Annotated in this window: 23 protein-coding genes and 3 pseudogenes; 10 read left to right on the top strand and 16 right to left on the bottom strand. The window is 69.8% G+C overall.

Annotated features, from left to right (window positions below; translation table 11 throughout):
- Positions 1-38 precede the first annotated feature (38 nt).
- The gene (locus HED23_RS12350) at positions 39-956 is read right to left on the bottom strand and encodes a proline iminopeptidase-family hydrolase (RefSeq protein WP_203183452.1); all 918 of its coding nucleotides are present in this window, start codon (positions 954-956) and stop codon (positions 39-41) included.
- Between the two features lie 358 nt (positions 957-1,314).
- Here HED23_RS12350 and HED23_RS12345 point away from each other — a divergent pair, with 358 nt between their 5' ends.
- The 4 genes from HED23_RS12345 to HED23_RS12330 all read left to right on the top strand — a co-directional run bounded on the left by HED23_RS12345 (position 1,315) and on the right by HED23_RS12330 (position 4,527).
- Entirely contained in the window at positions 1,315-2,547 is a 1,233-nt protein-coding gene (locus HED23_RS12345) for a cytochrome P450 (protein WP_203183451.1), read from the top strand.
- A gap of 55 nt (positions 2,548-2,602) precedes the next feature.
- On the top strand, positions 2,603-3,838 hold the full coding sequence (locus tag HED23_RS12340) for a cytochrome P450 (RefSeq protein ID WP_203183450.1): 1,236 nt from the start codon (positions 2,603-2,605) through the stop codon (positions 3,836-3,838).
- A 26-nt stretch (positions 3,839-3,864) separates the two neighbouring features.
- Positions 3,865-4,056 carry a ferredoxin gene (locus HED23_RS12335; RefSeq protein WP_203183449.1) on the top strand — a complete coding sequence of 64 codons (192 nt, stop codon included), beginning with the start codon at positions 3,865-3,867 and terminating at the stop codon, positions 4,054-4,056.
- A gap of 306 nt (positions 4,057-4,362) precedes the next feature.
- Positions 4,363-4,527 carry a hypothetical protein gene (locus tag HED23_RS12330; RefSeq protein WP_203183448.1) on the top strand — a complete coding sequence of 55 codons (165 nt, stop codon included), beginning with the start codon at positions 4,363-4,365 and terminating at the stop codon, positions 4,525-4,527.
- A gap of 21 nt (positions 4,528-4,548) precedes the next feature.
- Here HED23_RS12330 and HED23_RS12325 read toward each other — a convergent pair whose 3' ends face one another.
- Positions 4,549-5,421 carry an SDR family oxidoreductase gene (locus HED23_RS12325; RefSeq protein WP_203183447.1) on the bottom strand — a complete coding sequence of 291 codons (873 nt, stop codon included), beginning with the start codon at positions 5,419-5,421 and terminating at the stop codon, positions 4,549-4,551.
- Positions 5,422-5,581: 160 nt separating this feature from the next.
- Here HED23_RS12325 and HED23_RS12320 point away from each other — a divergent pair, with 160 nt between their 5' ends.
- Entirely contained in the window at positions 5,582-6,328 is a 747-nt protein-coding gene (locus HED23_RS12320) for a hypothetical protein (RefSeq protein ID WP_203183446.1), read from the top strand.
- A 346-nt stretch (positions 6,329-6,674) separates the two neighbouring features.
- Here HED23_RS12320 and HED23_RS12315 read toward each other — a convergent pair whose 3' ends face one another.
- From HED23_RS12315 to HED23_RS12295, 5 genes are all read right to left on the bottom strand, one after another.
- On the bottom strand, positions 6,675-7,547 hold the full coding sequence (locus tag HED23_RS12315; protein WP_203183445.1) for an amino acid ABC transporter permease: 873 nt from the start codon (positions 7,545-7,547) through the stop codon (positions 6,675-6,677).
- Entirely contained in the window at positions 7,544-8,188 is a 645-nt protein-coding gene (locus HED23_RS12310) for an amino acid ABC transporter permease (protein ID WP_203183444.1), read from the bottom strand. Before HED23_RS12310 ends, HED23_RS12315 begins: the two co-directional genes overlap by 4 nt.
- Positions 8,189-8,204: 16 nt before the next feature.
- A complete protein-coding gene (locus HED23_RS12305; RefSeq protein ID WP_203183443.1) occupies positions 8,205-9,119 on the bottom strand; it encodes a glutamate ABC transporter substrate-binding protein in 915 nt (304 codons plus the stop codon).
- A gap of 11 nt (positions 9,120-9,130) precedes the next feature.
- Positions 9,131-9,874: an amino acid ABC transporter ATP-binding protein gene (locus HED23_RS12300; protein WP_203183442.1), complete on the bottom strand. Its 744-nt coding sequence runs from the start codon at positions 9,872-9,874 to the stop codon at positions 9,131-9,133.
- A gap of 103 nt (positions 9,875-9,977) precedes the next feature.
- Positions 9,978-10,439, bottom strand: coding sequence for a DUF6278 family protein (locus tag HED23_RS12295; RefSeq protein WP_203183441.1), 462 nt, complete (start codon positions 10,437-10,439; stop codon positions 9,978-9,980).
- A gap of 107 nt (positions 10,440-10,546) precedes the next feature.
- Here HED23_RS12295 and HED23_RS12290 point away from each other — a divergent pair, with 107 nt between their 5' ends.
- The gene (locus HED23_RS12290; protein WP_203183440.1) at positions 10,547-11,326 is read left to right on the top strand and encodes an SDR family NAD(P)-dependent oxidoreductase; all 780 of its coding nucleotides are present in this window, start codon (positions 10,547-10,549) and stop codon (positions 11,324-11,326) included.
- A 49-nt stretch (positions 11,327-11,375) separates the two neighbouring features.
- Here the strand turns inward: HED23_RS12290 and HED23_RS12285 are convergent, their stop codons facing one another.
- The 6 genes and pseudogenes from HED23_RS12285 to HED23_RS35020 form a co-directional block, all read right to left on the bottom strand.
- Entirely contained in the window at positions 11,376-11,591 is a 216-nt protein-coding gene (locus HED23_RS12285) for a hypothetical protein (protein ID WP_203183439.1), read from the bottom strand.
- Between the two features lies 1 nt (position 11,592).
- Positions 11,593-12,357 carry a Clp protease N-terminal domain-containing protein gene (locus tag HED23_RS12280; RefSeq protein ID WP_203183438.1) on the bottom strand — a complete coding sequence of 255 codons (765 nt, stop codon included), beginning with the start codon at positions 12,355-12,357 and terminating at the stop codon, positions 11,593-11,595.
- 123 nt (positions 12,358-12,480) lie between these two features.
- Positions 12,481-13,260, bottom strand: a complete 780-nt coding sequence (locus HED23_RS12275; RefSeq protein WP_203183437.1) for an exodeoxyribonuclease III — start codon at positions 13,258-13,260, stop codon at positions 12,481-12,483.
- 34 nt (positions 13,261-13,294) lie between these two features.
- Entirely contained in the window at positions 13,295-13,942 is a 648-nt protein-coding gene (locus tag HED23_RS12270; RefSeq protein ID WP_203183436.1) for an MBL fold metallo-hydrolase, read from the bottom strand.
- A gap of 12 nt (positions 13,943-13,954) precedes the next feature.
- Positions 13,955-15,253, bottom strand: coding sequence for an alpha/beta fold hydrolase (locus HED23_RS12265; RefSeq protein ID WP_203183435.1), 1,299 nt, complete (start codon positions 15,251-15,253; stop codon positions 13,955-13,957).
- A gap of 145 nt (positions 15,254-15,398) precedes the next feature.
- A pseudogene (locus HED23_RS35020) lies at positions 15,399-15,596 on the bottom strand (LysR family transcriptional regulator); the annotation flags it as partial.
- On the opposite strand from HED23_RS35020, the gene HED23_RS12260 reads away from it, so the two are divergent.
- The 3 genes and pseudogenes from HED23_RS12260 (at position 15,529) to HED23_RS12250 (ending at position 18,048) form a co-directional block, all read left to right on the top strand.
- Positions 15,529-15,795: a hypothetical protein gene (locus HED23_RS12260; protein WP_238441928.1), complete on the top strand. Its 267-nt coding sequence runs from the start codon at positions 15,529-15,531 to the stop codon at positions 15,793-15,795. The pseudogene HED23_RS35020 and the gene HED23_RS12260 sit on opposite strands and share 68 nt — an antisense overlap.
- A gap of 41 nt (positions 15,796-15,836) precedes the next feature.
- Positions 15,837-16,034, top strand: a pseudogene (locus HED23_RS12255) (ISAzo13 family transposase); the annotation flags it as partial.
- Positions 16,035-16,512: 478 nt separating this feature from the next.
- A complete protein-coding gene (locus HED23_RS12250; RefSeq protein WP_203183434.1) occupies positions 16,513-18,048 on the top strand; it encodes an alanine/glycine:cation symporter family protein in 1,536 nt (511 codons plus the stop codon).
- A 196-nt stretch (positions 18,049-18,244) separates the two neighbouring features.
- Here the strand turns inward: HED23_RS12250 and HED23_RS12245 are convergent.
- Positions 18,245-18,996: pseudogene (locus tag HED23_RS12245) on the bottom strand (transposase family protein).
- A 61-nt stretch (positions 18,997-19,057) separates the two neighbouring features.
- Between HED23_RS12245 and HED23_RS12240 the strand changes: the two are divergent.
- Positions 19,058-19,546: a hypothetical protein gene (locus HED23_RS12240; protein ID WP_203183433.1), complete on the top strand. Its 489-nt coding sequence runs from the start codon at positions 19,058-19,060 to the stop codon at positions 19,544-19,546.
- 22 nt (positions 19,547-19,568) lie between these two features.
- Here the strand turns inward: HED23_RS12240 and HED23_RS12235 are convergent, their stop codons facing one another.
- Together HED23_RS12235 and HED23_RS12230 are read right to left on the bottom strand one after the other, a co-directional pair.
- The gene (locus tag HED23_RS12235; RefSeq protein WP_203183432.1) at positions 19,569-20,231 is read right to left on the bottom strand and encodes a hypothetical protein; all 663 of its coding nucleotides are present in this window, start codon (positions 20,229-20,231) and stop codon (positions 19,569-19,571) included.
- 67 nt (positions 20,232-20,298) lie between these two features.
- Entirely contained in the window at positions 20,299-21,465 is a 1,167-nt protein-coding gene (locus HED23_RS12230; RefSeq protein ID WP_203183431.1) for an ROK family glucokinase, read from the bottom strand.
- Between the last annotated feature and the right edge of the window lie 87 nt (positions 21,466-21,552).

Raw genomic sequence — 21,552 nt, 5'->3', positions numbered from 1 at the left:
GGTCCGCGACGTTCTGGCCGGCGGCACTGCGCGGCGTGTCACAGGCCTGCGAGGAAGTCGGTGAGCACCTCGAAGAACCGGTCAGGTTCCTCCAGGTGCGGAAGGTGGCTGGACTCCTCGAAGATCTCCCAGCGGGCCCCGGGGACACGATCCATGTAGGGCTGGACGACGGCCGGGGTGGCCTCGTCATGACGTCCGCTCAGGAGCAGGGTGGGAGTGCGGATGGTGTGCAGTTCGTCGACGATCGACCAGTCCTTCAGGGAGCCGATCACGTGGAACTCGGTGGGTCCGTTCATCGCGTAGTAGACCGTCGGGTCGTTGTAGGTCTCCATGAAGGAGGAGAGGAAGTCGCGGGGCCACGGGGTGAGCCGGCACACGTGGCGGTCGTAGAAGACACGCATCGCGGCCAGGTACTCCTCGGTGTCGTACGTGCCGGCCGTCTCGTGACGCACCAGGGTCTCCTGCACGTCCGGCGGCAGGGAGGCCCGCAGCCGGGCCATCTCCTCCAGCCAGATGGGGTAGGAGGCGGGCGCGTTGGCGACGACCAGGCCGCGCAGGCCGGGCGGGCGGCCCATCGCGTGGCGGGCGCTCAGCGGGCCTCCCCAGGACTGGCCGAACAGGACGTAGTCCTCCGCGATGCCCAGTTCCCTTACGAGGTTGCCGAGTTCGTCGAGGAAGAGGTCGACCGTCCAGAAGTCCGTCGGCCTGTCGGGCAGATGGGTGGATCCGCCGTTGCCCAGCTGGTCGTAGTGGACGACCGGCCAGCCGTCGTCGGCCAGGCGGGCCAGCGCCAGCAGGTAGTCGTGCGTGCTGCCGGGGCCCCCGTGCACGACGACGACCGCCGGGCGGCCCGAACCGAGTTCACCGGTCACCCGGTACCAGGTCCGGTACTCCCCGAAGGGGACGGTGCCCTTGACGCTGGGTACGAGACCCTGCGCACTGGGTTTCGGGGACACGCTGATCACCTCTGCTCGGCTGCGGAGTGCGGCGGCCGTCCGGTGAGGGAGATCCGGCCGGGACCGCGGAGCTCGGTGGCGCTGGGCGAACGGTGCTTCCGTCGCGGTCCGCAGCCGACGCTAACCGTCGCCCTGACGTTCGACGGACCCCTAACCGCCCCTAGTGGTAGGGGGAGTGACGAGGGCCACGGCCGCACCCCCCAAGGGCCCGTGCCGCTAGGGGCGCGTAGGGGTGGGCCGCCCCCGGCCCTGCTCCCTAGCGTGCGGGAGAAGGCCGGCGGACCGCGCCGGCGCCGAGCCCGGAGCCCTCCCCGGGTGAAACGGCGCGCCCCGCTCCCTCCCGTACGAAGAGGACACCATGACTGCACCTGCCGAAGCGGCCAACGAGGACGCCATCCCGGAGTTCCCGATGCGCCGGGCCTGCCCCTTCAGTCCACCCGCCGCCTACACCGGGCTGCGCGAGAACGAACCGGTCTCCCGGGCGCGGCTGAAGGTGAACGGCAAGCCGACCTGGCTGGTCACCCGCCACGACCTGTACAAGAAGCTGCTCGGCGACTCGCGGGTGAGCGCCAATCTGAAGCTGCCGGGCTACCCGCTCCAGGTGCCGGTGCCGGAGGAGACGCTCCAGTCGGTTCCGCTCACCTTCCTGTCCATGGACCCGCCCGATCACACGGTGCAACGTCGCATGCTGGCACCGGAGTTCAGCGTGCGCCGCATGCGCGAACTGCGCGCCCGGGTGCAGCAGCTCGTGGACCAGCAGATCGACGACATGCTCGCCAAGGGCTGCGACAGTCCGGTGGATCTCGTCACGGCCCTCGCGTTGCCGGTGCCGTCCCTGGTGATCTGCGAACTGCTCGGCGTCCCCTACGAGGACCACACCCGGTTCGAGGAGTGGGCGTGGGCGATCATGAACCACGAGGTCAGCGACGAGCAACGGGGCATCGCCCACTACGAGCTGGACCGCTACGTCGACGGGCTGGTCACCGCCAAGGAGAGCGAGCCCGGCGACGACATGATCAGCCGGCTCATCGAGTTCAACCGGGAGACCCCGGCGGTGGAGCACGCGGACATCGCCAGCATGTCCAAGCTGATGCTGGTCACCGGTCACGAGACCACCGCGAACATGATCGCACTGGGTGTGCTGGCCCTGCTGGAGCACCCGGACCAGCTCGCCGACCTGCGCGAGGACCCCGGCCTGATGCCCCGCGCGGTCGAGGAACTGCTGCGGCTGTTCTCGATCTCGGACGCCGGCACGGCGCGCGTGGCCATGGAGGACATCGAGCTCGGGGACGTCACCATCCGCGCCGGTGACGGCATCCTGCCGCTGAACAACGCGGCCAACCACGACGAGGCCGTCTTCCCCGACGCGGACCGGCTGGACGTGCGCCGCGAGGCCCGCAGCCACGTGGCCTTCGGGTACGGCGTCCATCAGTGCGTCGGCCAGAACCTGGCCCGGATGGAACTCGACGTCGTCTACTCCACTCTGCTGCGCCGGATACCGACGCTGCGCCTGGCCACGCCGGCCGAGGAACTGCGGTTCAAGGACGACGCGATCGTCTGGGGCCTGTACGAGCTGCCCGTCACCTGGTGACGCCGCACACCCGGCCGCGCATCCCTTCCCCCACCGTTCCGTTCGAGAGGCAGCCATGACCCAGTCCGCCGACCCGGCGCTCGAGACGGCGTCGCCGCATCCGCAGTTCCCGATGCGACGCGCCTGCCCGTTCAGCGAGCCGGGCGAGTACGCCGAACTGCGCGCGGACGAGCCCGTGTCCCGCGCCTCGCTCAAGGTGAACGGCAAGCCGACCTGGCTGGTGACCCGGCACGAGCACGTCAAGCAGGTGCTCGGCGATCCGCGGGTGAGCAGCAACCTCAAGCGTCCCGGCTACCCGCACCAGTTCCACATCTCCGAGGAGATGCTGGCCCACGTCCGGCTGATGATGCTGTCCATGGACCCGCCGGACCACACCGCGCAACGCCGGATGCTGATACCGGAGTTCACGGCGCGGCGGGTGAAGGAGATGCGACCCCGGATCCAGGAGATCGTCGACGAGCGCATCGACGCCATGCTGGCCGCGGACGGCCCGGTGGACCTGGTCGCGGCCCTCGCCCTGCCGGTGCCGTCCCTGACCATCTGCGAACTGCTCGGCGTCCCCTACGAGGACCACGCCAGGTTCGAGGAGTGGTCGGCGGCCATGATGAACCACGACCTCGGCCCCGAGGAGTACGGGGCGGCGGTGCAGGCCCTGGACATGTACCTCGACGAGCTGGTGACCCTCAAGGAGACCGAGCCGGGCGACGACCTGATCAGCCGGTTCCTGGAGAAGAACCGCGCCGAGCAGGCCGCCGACCACCTCGACGTTGTGACCATGGCCCGGATGATGCTGGTGGGCGGCCACGAGACGACGGCCAACATGATCGCGCTCGGTGTGCTTGCGCTGCTGGAGCACCCTGACCACCTGGCGGAGCTGCGGTCGGACGACACCTTGCTGCCGAACGCGATCGAGGAGTTGCTGCGGGTCTTCTCCATCTCGGACTCGGGCACCGCCCGTGTCGCCGTCGAGGACATCGAGGTGGGCGGTGTCACCATCCGCGCCGGTGAGGGCATCCTGGCGCTGAACAACGCCGCCGACCACGACGAGGCGGTCTTCGCGGACCCCGGCACCCTCGACTTCCACCGCAAGGAGGCTCGCAGCCACCTCGCCTTCGGGTACGGCATCCACCAGTGCATGGGCGCGAACCTCGCCCGCGCGGAGCTGGAGATCGTGTACGGCACCCTGCTGCGCCGCGTTCCGGGCCTCCGGCTGGCCGTACCGGCCGAAGAACTGCGTTTCAAGGACGACGCCATGGTCTACGGCGTCTACGAACTGCCCGTCACCTGGTGACGGCCGAACCGATCGGAATCCCCGTCATGCGTGTCACCACGGACCGCGACCGGTGCGTGGGTGCCGGCCAGTGCGCGATGCTCAGCCCCGAGGTCTTCGACCAGGACGACGACGGTCTCGTCGTGGTGCTCCAGGAGAAGCCCGCGGCGGAGCTGCTGGAGGATGTGCACCGCGCGGTCGAACTGTGCCCGTCACAGTCCATCCACGTCACCGGCTGACCTGTTCCGCCGCTCGCGGCGTGGTCCCGCGCGGGCCGGGGACCGGCTCACGTCCCGGGGGGGGCGACGCCGTCCGGTACGTGAGCTGGGGAAGGGCAGCGCGTGCCCGGCCCACGTGCTGAGGGGGCAGCCCCGTCCGCCCCGCACGACGACGACGAACGAGGACGTGCGGACGTGAACCCGTGGTGACCAACCGGCCTCGCCCCTGCCGGATCCGGGCTTCCCGTCGAGCAGGTCCACGGGCCCGGCTTCCGGGCCGGGACCCGGCCCGGAAGCCGGGTGGGCCGGGGCAGCACCCGTTCACGCGTGCGTGTACCCGTGGACGCACACGGGCCGGCCCTGGACGCCCTGTCCGTCGGTGCGGCCACGGGCGAGGTCGGTGACGCCTTGCGCGAGATCGGGGCGCATACCCCCGGCGACCTCTTCCGGCCGGCCCGTGGGCAGGACCGGCCCCGGGTCAGGCTGCCGTAGCCATCGGCCTGGAGGGTGCCTTCAGTCCCGGCCCGCTGTCGGCCTGGGGCCTGCGAGGGACTCGGCCTGCTGGACGAAGAGCGGCAGCCACTGCTCGTAGGAAGCGGAGCCCAGGTACTCCAGCGCCGTTTCCGCGTCCTTGCCGACGGGCAGGTGCAGCGGAGTCCCGGGGTCGTCGACGGCGGCCATGACGGCCTCGGCCACCTCGCCGCAGTCCCCCGCTCCCTCCTGAACCCGGGCGAGGAACCGCGCGGTCCACGCACTGTCGGCGGCGTACGGGTCGGCCTCGGGCGGTTTCGGCGGGGCGGCGCCCGCGGTGCTGCCCCGGTTGATGCGGGAGGCGTAGCTGCCGGGCTCCAGGCACACCACGCGGATCCCGAAGGGCCGTACCTCGGCCGACAGGGCCTCGCTGAGCGTGCCCAGGGCGGCCTTGCCGGCGGCGTAGAAACCACCGTGCGGCACGGCGAACGTACGGCCGGCGAGGGAGGAGACATTGACGATGACGCCGCTGCCGCGCGCACGCATGCCGGGAAGCACCGCGCGCACGGTTCGTACCGGCCCCCAGAAGTTGGTCTCCAGCACCGCACGCGCCTCGTCCTGCGGCATGAGCTCCACGGCCCCGGAGCGGTCGATACCGGCGTTGTTGACCAGCACGTCGATGGCGCCGTGCCGCTCCAGCACCCCGTCGACGGCGGCGGCGACCGAGGCGTCGTCGGTGACGTCGAGCCGGGGCACGTCCAAGGTGAGGTTCTCCGCCCGGGCGCGGCCGAGCAGTTCACCGGCGGAAGCGGGATCGCGTACGCAGGCGTGGACGCGGTCTCCCCTGCGCGCGAACGCCAGCGCGGTCTCCAGGCCGATACCACTGCTGCAACCGGTGATGAGGACCGACGTCATGGTGTACCGCCTGCTTTCCGGGCGTCGGACGAACGGGACGCTCGGCAGCCTACGAACGCCCCCTTGGGGGCTGCATCCCCTATGCACCCCTAGGGGCGCCCGCTCCAGGTCCACGACCACCAAGGCCACACGTCCGAAGTGACCGCTACTATGCCCGCTCATGAACGACGACGTACGCAACATCGTGCTCGGTCTCATAGCTGCCGGGATCAGCGCCGCCCTCGGCTGGATCGCCCGTACGTACCTCTGGCGTCGCAAACTCCGCCGTAAGCAGGCCTTCTTCGGGCTGCCGGGGAATTCCGAATGCCTTCTCGTCGTCAACCGTGACGCGGGCGGCGACGGCGCGGTCCACCGCCACGACGTCTTCGCCCTGCTCGAACTCTCCGCGCTCATCAAGGACTGCGACGCACACGCCCAGATCGTGTCCCACGACACCGCCCAGCAGGGGTTCGGCGAACGGACCGAGTTCTGTGTGGGCGGGCCGGGTTCGAACCGGCGCATGGCCGCACACCTCCAGTCGCTGCTGCCGGGTGTGAAGGTCGACACCGGGCCCGAGCCGGGCCCCGACCGTGCGGCGTTCCAGGTCGGTTCGGAGCGCTACCGGCTGGAGCCCGGCACCTCCGAGCATGTACTGCTCGCACGCCTGACGGGTGGCCAGGGCGCCCGTCCCGTCTTCCTGCTGTGCGGTCAGCGAGCCATCACGAACCAGGCCGCCTCGCGATACCTGATGCGCAACTACGAGAAGCTGCAGCGCAAACACCGCGGCAACTCCTTCGTGCTCCTCCTGAAAGTCGTCAACTCCCAGGCGTACGGACCCGATGTGGTCGAGCTGATCGGCGACGTGACACGCACGGCGCAGGCCCCACTGCCCACCGCGCCCCGCACCTCGCACCGGGCCACCGGCTGAGGCCCGGGACGCCGCACCGCCCCGGAGAGCGGCACCCTCGCCGCCCGCCGGACGACGACGGGCCGGCCCTTGCCGGTGACCCGGTCGGCAGTGCCCTTCTCCCCCTCTCGAAGGGCCGGTGTACGGACGGCCGACTGCGCCGTGGGTGTGGAGCGGCACTCCACACCCACGGCGTCCGGACCGGTCATGTGTCCCCCGGTGACTCCCACCGGACCTGGTCACATCGACCGCGACCCGGCCGGCACACAGCTGACCTTCTCCCCCACCGGGCACGGGTACGGATCGCGTCCCGGGCCCGTGGTGCGAGGAGTGATCACCGGCTGCGGCCGGACGGACTCGCCGATGTCTACTTCGGGCGGCCCGGCAGCAACGTCCCGGGCTCGGCGGCGGCGACGCCCGTCCCCTCCGTCTTCGGGTTGCGCCGCTCCCGTCTGGCCACCCAGGTGGCGAACCAGGAGAGCAGCATGCACATGCCGATGTAGATGGGCGAGATCACCATGACCACCGGGATGAACGGCAGGTCGTAATCGAGGTTCGACGCGATCAGTTTGCCCGCGTGGAGGAACTCCTCGTAGGTGATCAGATAGCCCAGCGAGGTGTCCTTGAGCGCCACCACCAGCTGGCTGATGATGGTGGGCAGCATCGCGCGGACGGCCTGCGGGGCCAGGACGTAGGTGGTGACCTGGGTCTTCCGCATGCCCAGGGCGTACGCCGCCTCCCGCTGCCCCCGCTCCACGGAGTTGATCCCGGTGCGGAAGACCTCGGCGAGCACCGACCCGTTGTAGAGGGTCAGTCCGGCAACCAGCGCCGGCAGCGGCTGGACCTTGAGTGCGACGAAGATGAAGAAGATCATCACCAGCACGGGCATGGCCCTGAAGAACTCGACGAGCAACGTCGAGATCCATCGCACCGGCTTGTGGTCGGAGAGCCGGCCGACGGCCAGCACCGCCCCGAGCGCGAGGGAGAGGACCGCCGCGTATGCGAAGGCCTTCAGGGTGTTGCCGAGTCCGCGCAGCAGCAGCTCCTGGATGCCCTTGTACGTGAAGGGCGTCCACTTGGCGCTGGTGAACTGGTCCGTGTCGAAGAGCAGGTAGAGGATCCAGCCGAACAGCGCGAGGATCACGGCCGTCGACAGCACTCCGTAGAGGAAGTGCCGCTTTCGGGTGACCGGGCCCGGGATGTCGTAGAGCGCGGTGGCGGAGGCGGTGGAGTGGGTCATCGGGCGACTCCCCAGCGCTTCTCCAACACGTTGAAGAGAGCACTGATGGCGAGGGTGATGATGAGGTATCCGACGGCGATCCAGATGAAGGACCAGATGATGCTGTAGCCGAGCTCGTTGAGGGTCTTGTAGGTGCCCAGCAGCTCGGTGACGCTGAACGCTCCCGCGATCGCGGAGTTCTTGGCCAGGGCGATGAGCGTCGACCCCACGGGCGGGATCACCGACCGGAAGGCCTGGGGCAGGACCACGTTGTTCAGTGTCTGCCCGAAGGACATCCCGAGGCTCCGGGCGGCTTCGCCCTGCCCTGTGGGCACGGTGTTGATTCCGGAACGCAGTGCCTCGCAGATGAAGGCCGAGGTGTAGCAGCCGAGGGCGAGGACGGCGAAGACCTGGAAGGGCAGGACCAGGCCGAAGCGCGGCAGGCCGAGCAGCACCGCGAAGAACAGCAGGGTCAGCGGGGTGTTGCGGAGCACCGCGACCCAGACGGTGCCGATCACCCGGAGCGAGCCCACGGGAGCGACGCGGAAGGACGCCATGACGAAGCCGAGCACCAGCGCCAGGATCGAGGCGTAGACGGTGAGTTCGACGGTGCCGAGGAAGCCCTTGCCGTAGAGCGACCAGTTCTCTGTGAGTACATCCATGGTGGTGGCCGGCCCCTCAGTTCGACGGGTAGCGGTCGATGGGCGGGGGTTTCGGCGCGGGCACTCCCGACAGACCGAGGGTCGCCTCGAACGCCTTCTTCCAGTTGCCGTTCTTCTCGTCGGCCTCCAGTGCGTCGTTGAGCGCGGCACGCAGCGCGTTGTCACTGCGCGGTACGCCGATGCCGTACGGCTCCTCCGAGAAGGGCTTGCCCACCACCTTCATCTCGTCCGGAGCCTTGGCCGCGAAGCCCAGCAGGATGGCGTCGTCCGTGGTGACGGCGTCGACCTGGAAGGTCAGCAGGTTGTCGACACAGATCGAGTACGTGTCGTAGGCGACGAGATCCGCTTCGGGGAAGTCCGCGGCGATGCGCTGGTACGGGGTCGATCCGGCGGCCGAGCAGACGGTCTTGCCCGCCAGGTCCTGCGGCCCGTGGATGTCGTTCTCGTCCGTGCGCACCAGCAGCCCCTGTCCGGCCATGTAGTACGGCCCGGCGAAGCCGACGAGCTTCTTGCGCATGTCGTTGATCGTGTAGGTGCCGACGTAGTAGTCGATCTGGCCGTTCTGGAGTGCCGTCTCCCGGTTGGCGGAGGCGATGGTCCGGAAGCGGATCGTGTCCGGTTCGAAGCCGAGGGAGGCAGCCATCATGCGGGCGATCTCGATGTCGAAGCCTGAGTAGATGCCGGTGGCGGGGTCCTTCTCTCCGAGATAGGGCTGGTCCTCCTTGGCGCCGACGACGAGGTAGCCCCGCCTCTTGGCTTTCGTCCAGGTCCTCGACTCCGGCAGGCGGAAGGCGGTGTCGACCGTGTACTGGGGCAGCTCGCCCGCTTTCGGTCCCTTGACCGGGGGGCTGCCCTCCCTGCCGCAGCCGGCGGCGAGCGCGGTGATCAGGAGGCAGACCAGGACGGCCGCGATGTTCCTCGTACGCAACACGGTGCCCCCTGTCAGTGCTTGAGGATCTTGGACAGGAAGTCCTTGGCGCGGTCGCTCTCCGGGGACGTGAAGAAGTCCTCCGGAGTGCGGTCCTCGATGATGCATCCGTCGGACATGAAGACCACGCGGTTGGCGGCGGAGCGGGCGAAGCCCATCTCGTGCGTGACGACCACCATGGTCATGCCCTCACGGGCGAGCTGCTGCATGACCTCGAGGACCTCGTTGATCATCTCCGGGTCGAGTGCCGAGGTGGGCTCGTCGAAGAGGAGCGCCTTGGGGTCCATGGCGAGGGCGCGGGCGATGGCGACGCGCTGCTGCTGCCCCCCGGAGAGCTGGGCGGGAAACTTGTCCGCCTGCGAGGCGAGCCCGACCCGCTCCAGCAGTTCCCGGGAGCGCTGGTCGGCCTCGTCCTTCCTGCGCTTGCGGACCTTGAGCTGGGCGAGCGAGACGTTCGCCAGCACGGTCTTGTGTGCGAACAGGTTGAACGACTGGAAGACCATGCCCACTTCGGCCCGGAGCTCCGCGAGCCCCTTCCCCTCCTCGGGGAGCGGCTTGCCGTCGATGGCGATGTGGCCGGACTCAATCGTCTCGAGCCGGTTGATGGTCCGGCAGAGCGTTGATTTGCCCGATCCGGAGGGGCCGATGACCACCACCACCTCCCCGCGGCCGACGGTGAGATTGATGTCCTGCAGCACGTGCAACTTCCCGAAGTGCTTGTTGACGTCCCGCAGCTCGATCAACGGATCGACGGCCATACGCTGCCCTACCCACTTATCGCTTTGTGTCGAGGTCAGCGCAAACTATCCGGGGCGAACACGCGCTTCGGCGCCGACACGCACCAACAGCGCATAAGGCTGTTTATCGCGTTTTGGCCTCCGGTCCGCTCTCCGCCGACTCCGCGTACATCTCGGAGAGCTCGGGACTGCCGGACATCGCCCAGTCCAGACCGGCCGCGACCACGTCGATCTCGCGCCCCGAACCCAGTCGCACCACCGGCTTGCCGCCCGCCAGGATGTCCCAGGCCGCCCCGGGAACAGTACGCACCAGCACGGTGCCGAGGTACAGGCCCGCGTCGTTGCCCACCCAGGGCAGCTCCTCAGGATCATCGCGCCAGATGGGCGGCAACTGGTCGAGCGCGGACAACGAGGCGGGACTGTCGTCGAGTTCGAGGCCGCACTGTCCTGCTCTGGCGCGCAGCAACTCGCATTCCGCGAACAGCTCGGCGACGCCGTCCGGATCGGTCTCGACGGCGGCCGCGAGAGCCGCCTCCCGTGTACCGCCCTGTCGCTTACGCCAGTTGTCCAGGAAAGGGATGTTCATGCCACCAGGATCCCACCCCCGACGCGTTCCGCATCGCAGGGCGCGCGACTGTACCGCTTCCGGGACCCGCCCCGTACATGGCCTGGTCATCTCCCTAAGGTACGGGGATGACGTCGCACAACTATCTTTCCGAACTCTTCTCGCTGGAGGGCCGGGTCGCCCTGGTGACCGGCGGCAGCTCCGGCATCGGGCGGGCCATCACCGGGGCACTCGCACAGGCCGGCGCCGGCGTGGTGATCGTGGCGCGCAGGGAGGCGGAACTCGTGCGGACAGCCGACGAACTCGACGCCGCCGGCTGCCGGGCGGCCTGGGTGAGCGCGGACCTGGGGTCGGCCGAGGGCGTGCGCGCGGCCGCCGAGGAGGCGGTGGCCCCGTTCGGTGAGCCCGACATCCTCGTCAACTGCGCGGGCGTCAACCTGCGGCCTCCGATGAGTGAGCTCGACGAGGACGTCTGGGACACCACGATGACGGTGAACCTCAAGGCGCCCTATCTGCTGGGCCGCAGGTTCGGACCCGGCATGGCCGAGCGTGGCTTCGGCCGGATCATCCACATCACCTCCCAGCAGGCACACCGGGCATTCGTGCAGAGTGGTGCCTACGGAGTCTCCAAGGGTGCGCTGGAATCGCTGGCCCGCTCGCAGGCGGAGGCCTGGTCCCCGCACGGCGTCACCTGCAACACACTGGTGCCCGGCTTCGTGATGACGCCGCTCAACGAACGGCTGTCGTCGGACCCGGAGCGGGTGGCGGCGCTGGCGGCCCGCACGATGGTGGGCCGCAACGGGCTCGCGGAGGACTTCGCGGGCGCCGCGGTGTTCCTGGCGTCCGCCGCCTCTTCCTACGTCACCGGGCAGTCGCTGTTCGTCGACGGCGGGTTCTCGGTGCACTGAGTGCCGTGGACGTGCGGATGCCGCCCGGCGAAGGGCGGCATCGGCTTCATCAGCGGCGCCAACGCCCGGGGTCGGGTCGGGGGTCGGGGTCGGGGTCGGGGTCGGGGTCGGGGTCGGGGTCGGGGTCGGGGTCGGGGTCGGGGTCGGGGTCGGGGTCGGGGTCGGGGGCAGCGTCGCAAGCGGCATCCGGTGACCTCGCCCCGGGCCCTGGGCCCGGTGCCCCGCGCAACGAGCCCTGGTACCGGCCCTGGCCCTGAAGGGTCATCTCAGCTGTCGGCGACCGGAGTCGACTCCTCCGCCTCGGCCGCGACCGCTTCGGCCGCGACCGCCGCGGCGATGTCGGACGACGCAATGTCCTTGTCGACGCCCAGCCCCGTGAGCACGCCGACACCGCCTTCGAACTCCAGCACGGCCAGCACGATGTGCCCGGTCCCGATGAAGTCGTGACCGAGCCGCAGCGCCTCCCGGAAGGTGAGCTCCAGGACCTTGCGGGCCTCCGCGTCGTACGGGATCAGCTCGGGGACCTCGTCGACCGCGGCAGGCAGCGCGAGGGCCGCGGCCTCGCGGACCGCCTCCGGCGAGATGCCCTGACCGGCGACCGCCTGAGCGCCGAGGGAGTCCGGCTCGGCCAGGAGACCCAGGATCAGGTGCCCCACACCCACCTCGTCGTTGCGGGCGGCGTGGGCCTCGTTGTGCGCGGCCATCACGACGTTCCCGGCCTGTTCGTCGAAGCGGCTGAAGCCCTGGCTCGGGTCCAGGTCCGAGGCCTCACCGGGCTTCTTGGGAACGAACCTCTTCTGGGCGGCCTGCCGGGTGACGCCCATACTCCGGCCGATGTCCGTCCACGACGCGCCCGAGCGGCGCGCCTGGTCCACGAAGTGGCCGATGAGATGGTCGGCGATCTCACCCAGATGATCCGCCGCGACCACGGCTCCGGTCAGCTGCTCCAGTGCGTCGGTATGAGTCTTCTTGATCGCGTCGATCAGGTCGTCGAGACGGATGGGCGGGTTGGCGCGCAACGGCTTCGTCATGGGGCAACCCTAGGTTGACACCTGATGAGCGTCAACCCTGAGTTGACACCAGGTGTCGCCCGGGCTCCCGCAGCCCGCACGGGCGCGAATACGAGGGCGGGACACCAGGGGCGCCCCGGGCCGTCAGAGGTCCAGGTCCACGACCACCGGTGCGTGGTCGGAGGCTCCCTTGCCCTTGCGCTCCTCGCGGTCGACGTAGCTGTCCTTGACCGCCGCCGCGAAGGGGGCGTTGCCGTAGACCAGGTCGATGCGCATGCCCTTGTTCTTCGGGAAGCTGAGCTGGCGGTAGTCCCAGTAGGAGTACGGGTGGTCGTACTTGAGGGGGCGCGGCACGACGTCGGAGAGCCCTCCCTCGCGCAGCGCCGCGAGCGCCGCCCGCTCGGCGGGCGTCACGTGGGTGGCACCCACGAAGAGCGCCGGGTCCCAGACGTCCTCGTCCGTCGGTGCGATGTTGAAGTCACCGAGGACCGCGAACGGCAGCGCCCCCGCGGCGTCCGCGGCGACGGCCTTCTGCAGGGCCTCCAGCCAGCGCAGCTTGTAGGCGTAGTGGTCGTGCTCGACCTCGCGGCCGTTGGGGACGTAGACGGACCAGACGCGGGCGCCCCCGCAGGTCGCGGAGACCGCCCTCGGCTCCTGCACGCCCTCGTACTCCGGGCCGCCGGGGAGGCCCGTCACGACGTCCGCGAGGCCGACGCGGGAGAGCACCGCGACGCCGTTCCACCGGCCCGTGGCGTTGACCGCGGACTCGTAACCCGCCTCCCGCAGCGCTTCGGCGGGGAACTGCTCCAGCGTGCACTTGGTCTCCTGGAGGCACAGCACATCGGTGCCGCTGCTCTCCAGCCAGGCCAGCAGCCTCGGAAGCCGGGCAGTGATCGAATTGACGTTCCAGGTCGCGATGCGCATGCAGTAAACCTAACCGCTCACACTGACAGCCGGGTCAGAGCCGGGTCGCGTCGCCCGGAGTCAGGCGGCCGTGGTCCGTTCCCCCCAGGGCGCCGATCTGGTTGTCGTAGATCGGGCGGGCGAGGTCGGTGAGCAGGGCGTCGTGGATGTCGATGGCACGGCGCGGCTTCACCTCGCGTACGTAGTCGATGACCTCCGAGATCTTGCTCCAGGGGGCCATGACCGGCAGCATCAGCGTATCCACGGGCTGGTCGGGCACCGTGAGCGCGTCGCCCGGGTGGAAGACCGAACCGTCCACGAGGAAGCCGATGTTGGTGATCCTCGGGATGTCCGGGTGGATCACTGCGTGCAGCTCGCCGTGCACCTGCACGTCGAACCCCGCGGCGGTGAACGTGTCCCCGTGGCCGACCGTGTGCACACGCCCCGGGAACGCTGCGGACACCTGCTCGGCCACGCTGCGCAGGGTCCACACCTGCGCGGCGGGGTTGGACTCCAGCGCGGCGCGCAGCCGCGACTCGTCGAAGTGGTCGGGGTGTTCGTGCGTCACCAGGATCGCGTCGGCACCGACCGCGGCGTCCTCCTCCGTGAACCCCCCGGGGTCGATGACGAGCGACTGCCCGTTCCGCTCCAGGCGGACGCAGGAGTGGGTCTTCTTGGTGAGCGTGAGAGACGAAGCATTCATGCCCCCATCCTGCTACGCGGGCGGGGTGGTTTCCTCCTGGATCACCGACTGCGCGATCTCGAACGCCGCACCTGCCGCGGGGACGCCGCAGTAGACGGCCGTCTGGAGCAGCACCTCCTTGATCTCGACGGGCGTGAGCCCGTTGCGCAGAGCCGCCCTGACGTGCTGCGCGAGCCCGCCGAGGTGTCCGGACGCGACGACCGCGGTGAGGGAGACACAGCTGCGGGCCCTGCGGTCGAGTCCCTCCCTGGCCCAGATCTCGCCCCAGGCGTAGCGGGTCAGAAGCTCCTGGAAGTCGTCGGTGAAGTCGTCGGACGCGGCCGTCGCGGCGTCCACGTGCGCATCGCCCAGCACCTCGCGCCGGACCTTCATCCCCCGGTCGTACCGGTCGCTGCGTCCTGTCGGGGAGACGTCGGGCAGGTCGACCGCGGCAGCGATCTCCGCGACGGGGACGACTGGGGCGAACGGGGCGAACGGGGCGGCGAAGCCCGGGGACGGCGGTACGGGGGTCGACGCCAGGGTGTCCTGCCAGGCGGTCGAGAAGTGCATGAGCAGCAGGTCGGTGACGGCGGCCGGCTGCTCGACCGGGGCCAGGTGGGACGCACCCGGCACGAGTGCGAGCCGGGCGTCCGGGATGCCGGCGACCAGGGTCCGGGCCTCGGCGGGGCCGGTGACCTTGTCCTCGGCACCGACCAGGACGAGGGTCGGCACCCCGATGCGGGGGAGTTCCGTACGGATGTCGAAGGCTGCCAGGGCCTCGCAGGAGGCGATGTAGCAACCGGGATCGGTGGTGCGGACCATCTGCACGGCCCACTCCACGATGGCCGGCTGGGCGGCGGCGAAGCCCGGGGTGAACCAGCGTTCCGGGGAGGTGCGGGCGATCGGCTCCAGGCCGTTGCTGCGGACGATCACCCCGCGCTGGCGGAATTCGTCGGCGGTGCCGAAGCGCGGCGACGCGGCGACGAGCGCCAGGGCGGCGACCCGGTGGGGGTGGCGCAGCGCGAGGTCGGCACCGACGGCGCCGGCGATGGAACAGCCCACGTATCCGAAGCGCTGCACGCCGACGCTGTCCAGCGTGGCGAGGAGGCGGTCGGAGAGGTCGGTGACCGCGGCGGCGGGGTGGGCGGGGGCTCCACCATGCCCCGGAAGGTCGTAGCGGAAGATCCGCCAGTGCTGGGACAGCTCGGGTATCTGGCGGTCCCACATGTGCCATGTGGTACCGAGGGACGGCCCGAGCACCAACACGGGGGCGTCCTCTGGGCCGTCTACCTGGTATTTCAGGGTCATCGTCTCTGTCTTGCTCACGCTCATACGCTCCCACGTCCCACAGCCATCTCACACACCCCCCTCCCGAGCACTGTGAAGACCACCCCATGTCGTAGCGGCTCCACGAAGATCCTCGACGTCCGGCTTCACGTACCAGCGCTTGGTGGTCTTCACGTTGGTGGTGGGCGCGGCGGTTTTCGCGGTAGAGGTCGATGGAGAGAGCGACGGCGGCGTGAGTAGCGGGGTGGGGGTCGTGCCTGCGCCAGATGAGGTTGACGGGGACGGGGACGGGATCGGTGTCGCGCAACGGACGGTAGGTAATGCCGTCGCGCCGGTACTGGGCTGCGGTGGCCTGGGGGGTGATGCCGACGCAGCGGCCGGTGGCGATGATCCTGGCCAGGATCGACGCAAACGCCCTGGACCGGGCGGTCGGGACTTGGCTTGCCGACCGGCAGCAGGACGCGGGCGGGCTGCGGGCACCGGCCGTCGACGGGAAGTCGCTGCGGGGCGCCGCCCGCGCCAGGGCCGGAGAATCCACTTCCTGGCCGCCTGCGACCACGTCGGCGGGCTGGTCCGCGCACAGATGAACGTCGGTGGGAAGACCAACGAGATCACTCGTTCCGGACCCCTCGGCACCCGAGACCTGATCGCCCAGCTCTTCGGAGTCAATGGCAGCACCATCACCAGGGCCGTGCACCAAGTCCAGCCCCTCCTAGCCGAGAACGGTCACAACATCCCAGCCTCGACAGCCAGGTTCCGCACACCCGCTGACGTCACCGCATTCATCTCCAGCAGCAGGCCCACGAAGATCAACTCGACGTGTTGATTCTCTGCGAGCCCTTTGCTGTAGCTGTACGAGCTCTGCGGAGGGGCACCGCCCGTCGGGCCCAGGTGTCCACCCCGCTTCCCCGAGGGAGGCGACGCGCCGGCCGGGCGCGGTGATTCGTGACGGCCGGCGAACTGCTTCAACTCGGTGCAGAGGTAAGTGCATACAGCACACGTACCTGCGGTCGAATAACGGTCCTGTCTCGCTGGCTGGGACTTTCCGCGATCACCAGCAGTGACGTGAGATGCGTCACTCAAGGTTCGGTAAAGACGTGGTAGAAAATCGCAACTCCGCAGGTGAATCCACCGACGACTGTGCTGCGGAGGACCGGCCCCTATCCGCACAGGGCCCCGACGTGATGACGGTGCCAAGCAGCGCCGCGCACCAAGGGCTGTATATCGGACAACGACGTTCGCTCAGAGATCACTCATCCGGCGACAACTCCTGCTTGCCGTCCCGTGCCACCGAGGTAGTCATCTTGTCACTCGACTCCGTCACCCGGTCCGTCGATGAAGCCGTCAGCGGCTTCTTCGAGCCCATAGCGAAGTGGCTGGGGGAGGTGGTCTTCTACGCCGTTCCCGTAGGCGGAACCGATCTGCCTCTCATCGTCGCCTGGCTCGTCGTCGCCGGTCTGGTCTTCACCGGCTGGTTCGGGTTCATCCAGTTCCGCAAATTCAGACTCGCCGTGGACGTGGTCAGGGGCAAGTACGACGAGAAGGACTCGGCCGGCGAGGTCAACCACTTCCAGGCGCTGACTGCCGCCGTCTCCGGCACGGTCGGCCTCGGCAACATCGCCGGTGTGGCCGTCGCCGTCTCCATCGGCGGGCCGGGTGCCACCTTCTGGATGGTCCTGTGCGGTCTTCTCGGCATGGCCACCAAGTTCGTCGAAGTCACTCTCGGCGTGAAGTACCGCGAGGTGCACGCCGACGGCACCGTCTCCGGCGGCCCGATGCACTACCTCCCCAAGGGCCTCGCCGAACGCTTCGGCAAGAACGGCAAGGCTCTCGGCAAGATCCTCGCGGTCCTCGCGTCCTTCATGATCCTGTTCTTCGGCCTCTTCGGCGGCAACCTCTTCCAGGTCAACCAGTCCTACGCGCAGTTGGTTTCGGTCACCGGTGGCGAGGACGGCGCGCTGGGCTCCTCCGCCGGCGCCCTGTTCTTCGGCATCCTGATCGCCGCGCTCGTCGGCATCGTGCTCCTCGGCGGCATTCGTTCCATCGCCAACGTCACCAGCAGGCTCGTCCCTGCCATGGCTGGCATCTACATCGTCGCGTGCCTGGTCGTCATTCTGGTCAACGTCAGTGCCGTCCCGGACGCCGTGGCCACCATCGTCGAGGGAGCGTTCAACCCGCAGGGTGTCGCCGGAGGCGTGCTCGGTGCGCTGATCATCGGCTTCAAGCGAGCTGCCTTCTCCAACGAGGCCGGTCTCGGGTCCGCCCCGATCGCCCACTCCGCAGTCAAGACCAAGCACCCCGCCAGCGAGGGCCTGGTCGCACTGCTGGAGCCGTTCATCGACACCGTGGTCATCTGCACCATGACCGCCCTGACCATCGTCATCGCCAATCCGACCAGCTGGGCGGAGGCCCGTGCCGGAGAGGACATCGGCGGTGTCACCATCACCTCCGACGCCTTCGAGACGGTCCTGCCCTGGTTCCCGTACATCCTCACCGTCGCCGTGCTGCTCTTCGCCGTCTCCACGGTGCTGACCTGGGGCTACTACGGCCTCAAGTCGTGGACGTACCTGTTCGGCCGCAGCCGGACCAGCGAGCTGACCTTCAAGATCCTCTACACCGTGTTCGCCGTCGCAGGATCGCTGCTCACCTTGCAGACCCTGATCGACCTGGCCGACGCGGTCCTCTTCACGCTCGCCGTCATCAACATCATCGGCCTCTACCTCCTCGCCCCGGTCGTCAAGCGCGAACTCAACACCTTCCTGCAGTACGTACAGGACCGGAAGGCGGGCGCACCCTCGGAAAACGGGAAAGACCGGGAGCAGGCGGAGAACATAGTCTGACCGGCTGACAGCCAGGCTCCCACGGGCCCGTGTCCTCTCGCGCCTTCGTGCGCATCGGGCACGGGCCCTTTCACCGCACTCGGACAGTCACCGGACAGGGCAGCCCGAGGCCAGCGGGGCCCGGCTCCGACGGCGCCGACGAACTGGCGCCAGCCGGGCTGCCGACGTACTCCGCGTTCTCGCTGAGCCGCCTTGATCAGGTGGCGAGTTCGAGTGCGACGACAGCGCGGACGACGGCGGCGATCCGGGTGGTGCTGCAACGAAGTGTCTGCGGGAGCCGCCGGCATTTGAGGGTGGCCATGGCGCGTTCGCCGAGGCTGCGGATCTTGGCGTGATCGCGGTTGTGACGTCGGCTCCAACCGGGCGGATTCTTGCCCCGGAACGGGACGCGGACAGCAGGGCCTGCGCCCTGGTATGCCTTGTCCGCCCAGCACTTGATGTCGTCAGCGGCGAGAGCGGCGGGGATGTCATGGGCCCGGGCCGCGGTCAGATCGTGCACGGCTCCGGACAGCGCGTCCGAGGCCCGGATCAGGCATCCGGCTGGATCGGCGAGGACCTGCACGTTCATCCCGTGGTGCTTCTTCTTCCCCGAGTACTACGGGCGGTCGGCGGCGATACGGTTGATGGGCAGCACGGTGCCGTCGAGGATCACGTATGCCTTCTTGCGCACGGTCGTCATGGCCTGGGTGAGCGTGGGCGCGAGGCCTGCCAGGAGGTCGACGGCCCGCGTGTGTGTCGGTGGGCGGTAGTGATTTTGATGCGGAATCCTGCTGCGAGTCGGGCGTAGGTGTCGCCGCAGCGCAGGCGGGCCAGAACGAGCAGGGCCTGCCGGCCGCAGGTGAGGCGGCGCCACCGGGAGCCGATCCGGCGGCGGTGACCCGCGAGGAGGCCGGAGAGGTGTTGCAGGGCACGGCTGGACAGATCGATGCCGGACGGGTGGACAAGCACACGAAAGCTCCTGGCGGACTGGTGATCTTGGTCGTGAACCCGTCTACCAGGAGCTTTCTTCATGCCCGCAGCCGGGCTGCTGTGCGCCGCCCGGGCCGTGGGGCTGCTGCGGCTGGGCCTGCTGCGGTACGGGAGCGACCTGGGCATGTGGTGCGGCCGGAGTCAGCGGCTGGGCGTACTGCGGGCCGGGCTCCGTGGACGCGTGCGGCTGTGCCGGCACCGGCTGCGGAGCCTGCGGCTGCACGCCCTGCGGGGCCGGGGCGGGCTGCGTGTGCGGCAGGCCGTACTGCGGTCCGGGCGCCGTCGAGGGGTCCGGCCGGCCGTACTGCGGCTGGGGCGACGGCGGCGCGGGCACCTGCTGCGGGGGCGGGTCGGCCGACTGTGGCGGCTGGACGGCCGTCGGCCCTGGGGCCTGCGCGTACGGCTGCCCCCGGCACGGGCTGGGGAGCCGGGGGCGGCTGCCGGATCACCTCGCCCTGCAGGGGCTCGGGGGCCGGCCGTCCCCGGGGGCCGGGCGGGCTGCGGGGTCGTCTCGCTCGCTCCAGGGTAATGAGCGGCCCGTCCGCTTCCCGTCAGGGGGTCGCCGCGGAGACGGCGTAGACGACCGGGGCCGCCGGATCGGTCATGTTGACGGTGATGTTCTGGGTGGGGCGCGGGTCCTTGTTCTTGTGGACCGTGCCGACCCAGTCGACGCCCGGACCGAAGTACCATCCGGTGATCTTGACGTCCCGTTCGCTGATGGTGACCTTGCCGGTCTCCAGCGCGGCCCGGCCGGTGCCGACACCGCTCAGGAATCGGTCGAGCCCGGCGGAGGTCGTACGGAACTTCACGTACATCCGGCTGGCTTTCCAGTTGTTCGTCTCGTAGTACTGGACCCCGACCGCGTTGCCCGGGATGGGCAGTTCGAAGATCCGGCGCTGCATGCCGGACGGCCAGTCCTCGCGCAGCCCCTGGGCGGCGGCCTCGGCCTCCTTGTCCTTGCCGGAACGACGGCTCTGTCCCGCGGAGATCACCAGGTAACCGGCCGGGATGCCGATGAGCAGGACGATGATGGTCAGCGTGATCAGGCGCCGCCGGATCACCCTTCGCCGGTTCTCCGGAGGCGTCCCGTCTCCCGAGGAGCCCGAGGAGCCCGAGGCACCGGAGGACCCGGACGACCCGGATGACCCGGAGGACCCCGAAGAGCCGGACGAAGGGGGCTGGCGCGGCACGATGTGGTGCTCGGCTGCGGTCATGGTCGGTGATCCCTCGAAGCTGCGGTACGGGGCGGGGTTGCGGGTGCCGTGGTGCGCGGCCGGCGGTTCAGTCGGCGGTGCGGGTGCCGCGCGTGTTCCGGATGGTGCTCGCGGCCTGGTCGTAGAACTGGGCGTATCGCTCGTAGCGCTCGACCCGGCGGCGGTTGGTCCTCCGGAACCGCCGGGCGACCAGACGGGCGAGGTCGGCGGCGCCGACCATGCCCGCCTCCGGGCCGAGCTGCGCTTTCGCGATGCGGGCCTCGGGGCGGTAGCCGCGGCCGGTGAGGTGGCGCTTGAAGGCGTCCCTGGCCGGGCCGATCAACAGGTCGTCGGCAGCGCTGACACCGCCGCCGATGACGAAGCAGGACGGGTCCAGGGCGGCCGCGAGATTGGCGATGCCGACGCCGAGCCACTGGCCGATGTCCTGGAGGAGCTCGACGCACATCGCGTCGCCCTCGCGGGCCAGCTCGGTGATGAGCGGCCCGGTGATGTCGGGGATGTTGCCCTTGACCCGCTCGATGATGCCGTGGGCCACCGGGGAGTCCGCCGCGGCCAGCTCCCTGGCCTCGCGCACGAGGGCGTTGCCCGAGCTGTACTGCTCCCAGCAGCCACGGTTGCCGCACGGGCAGCGGTGCCCGCCGGGCACCACCTGCATATGGCCGAACTCACCCGCGACGCCGTACTTGCCGCGCTTGACGTGCCCGTCCTCCAGGATCGCGCCGCCGATGCCGGTGCCGAGCGTGATCATGACCAGGTGGTCCTCGCCACGGCCCGCGCCGAAGCGCCATTCCGCCCAGGCGGCCGTGTTGGCGTCGTTGTCGACCATCACGGGGACCACCAGCCGGGAGGCGATGGCGTCGCGGAGCGGCTCGTCGCGCCAGGCGAGGTGCGGGGCGAACAGCACCTTGGAGCGGTCCGCGTCGACCCAGCCGGCCGCGCCGATCCCGACGGCGTGCACGTCGTGCCGGTCGGACAGGTCCAGGACCAGTTCGACGATGGTGTCCTCGACGACCTTGGGGCTCTTCGACTTGTCCGGCGTCTCGGTGCGCAGGGTCTCCAGGATGTTGCCGTCGGCGTCGACGACGCCGGCCATCACCTTCGTCCCGCCGATGTCGATGCCCACGGTGGGGACCCTGGGCGCCGTGAGGTGCGAGCGCCGCTCCCTGGTGCCGACGGTCCGCAGGACGGTCGCGCGGGCGGAGCCGCGGTGTGTGAAGTCGCGGTACGTGCTCATCGTCCCTGCGCAGGTCGGGGGGCCGGTCGGTGGTCCGTCCGGCGGCGGACGGCGCCCGCCGACCACGATTCTGCCATTCCCTCGCCC

This window comes from Streptomyces pratensis (genome assembly GCF_016804005.1).
GTDB classification, from domain to species: domain Bacteria; phylum Actinomycetota; class Actinomycetes; order Streptomycetales; family Streptomycetaceae; genus Streptomyces; species Streptomyces pratensis_A.
This window is presented reverse-complemented; position numbering and strand designations above follow the sequence as displayed.

Coding starts and splice junctions, on each gene's coding strand:
- HED23_RS12345 (WP_203183451.1), top strand. CDS start 1,315: ATGACTGCACCTGCCGAAGCGGCCAACGAGGACGCCATCCCGGAGTTC.
- HED23_RS12340 (WP_203183450.1), top strand. CDS start 2,603: ATGACCCAGTCCGCCGACCCGGCGCTCGAGACGGCGTCGCCGCATCCG.
- HED23_RS12335 (WP_203183449.1), top strand. CDS start 3,865: ATGCGTGTCACCACGGACCGCGACCGGTGCGTGGGTGCCGGCCAGTGC.
- HED23_RS12325 (WP_203183447.1), bottom strand. CDS start 5,421: ATGACGTCGGTCCTCATCACCGGTTGCAGCAGTGGTATCGGCCTGGAG.
- HED23_RS12320 (WP_203183446.1), top strand. CDS start 5,582: ATGAACGACGACGTACGCAACATCGTGCTCGGTCTCATAGCTGCCGGG.
- HED23_RS12315 (WP_203183445.1), bottom strand. CDS start 7,547: ATGACCCACTCCACCGCCTCCGCCACCGCGCTCTACGACATCCCGGGC.
- HED23_RS12310 (WP_203183444.1), bottom strand. CDS start 8,188: ATGGATGTACTCACAGAGAACTGGTCGCTCTACGGCAAGGGCTTCCTC.
- HED23_RS12300 (WP_203183442.1), bottom strand. CDS start 9,874: ATGGCCGTCGATCCGTTGATCGAGCTGCGGGACGTCAACAAGCACTTC.
- HED23_RS12295 (WP_203183441.1), bottom strand. CDS start 10,439: ATGAACATCCCTTTCCTGGACAACTGGCGTAAGCGACAGGGCGGTACA.
- HED23_RS12290 (WP_203183440.1), top strand. CDS start 10,547: ATGACGTCGCACAACTATCTTTCCGAACTCTTCTCGCTGGAGGGCCGG.
- HED23_RS12285 (WP_203183439.1), bottom strand. CDS start 11,591: ATGACCCTTCAGGGCCAGGGCCGGTACCAGGGCTCGTTGCGCGGGGCA.
- HED23_RS12280 (WP_203183438.1), bottom strand. CDS start 12,357: ATGACGAAGCCGTTGCGCGCCAACCCGCCCATCCGTCTCGACGACCTG.
- HED23_RS12275 (WP_203183437.1), bottom strand. CDS start 13,260: ATGCGCATCGCGACCTGGAACGTCAATTCGATCACTGCCCGGCTTCCG.
- HED23_RS12270 (WP_203183436.1), bottom strand. CDS start 13,942: ATGAATGCTTCGTCTCTCACGCTCACCAAGAAGACCCACTCCTGCGTC.
- HED23_RS12265 (WP_203183435.1), bottom strand. CDS start 15,253: ATGAGCGTGAGCAAGACAGAGACGATGACCCTGAAATACCAGGTAGAC.
- HED23_RS12260 (WP_238441928.1), top strand. CDS start 15,529: ATGCCGTCGCGCCGGTACTGGGCTGCGGTGGCCTGGGGGGTGATGCCG.
- HED23_RS12240 (WP_203183433.1), top strand. CDS start 19,058: ATGCCCGCAGCCGGGCTGCTGTGCGCCGCCCGGGCCGTGGGGCTGCTG.
- HED23_RS12235 (WP_203183432.1), bottom strand. CDS start 20,231: ATGACCGCAGCCGAGCACCACATCGTGCCGCGCCAGCCCCCTTCGTCC.
- HED23_RS12230 (WP_203183431.1), bottom strand. CDS start 21,465: ATGAGCACGTACCGCGACTTCACACACCGCGGCTCCGCCCGCGCGACC.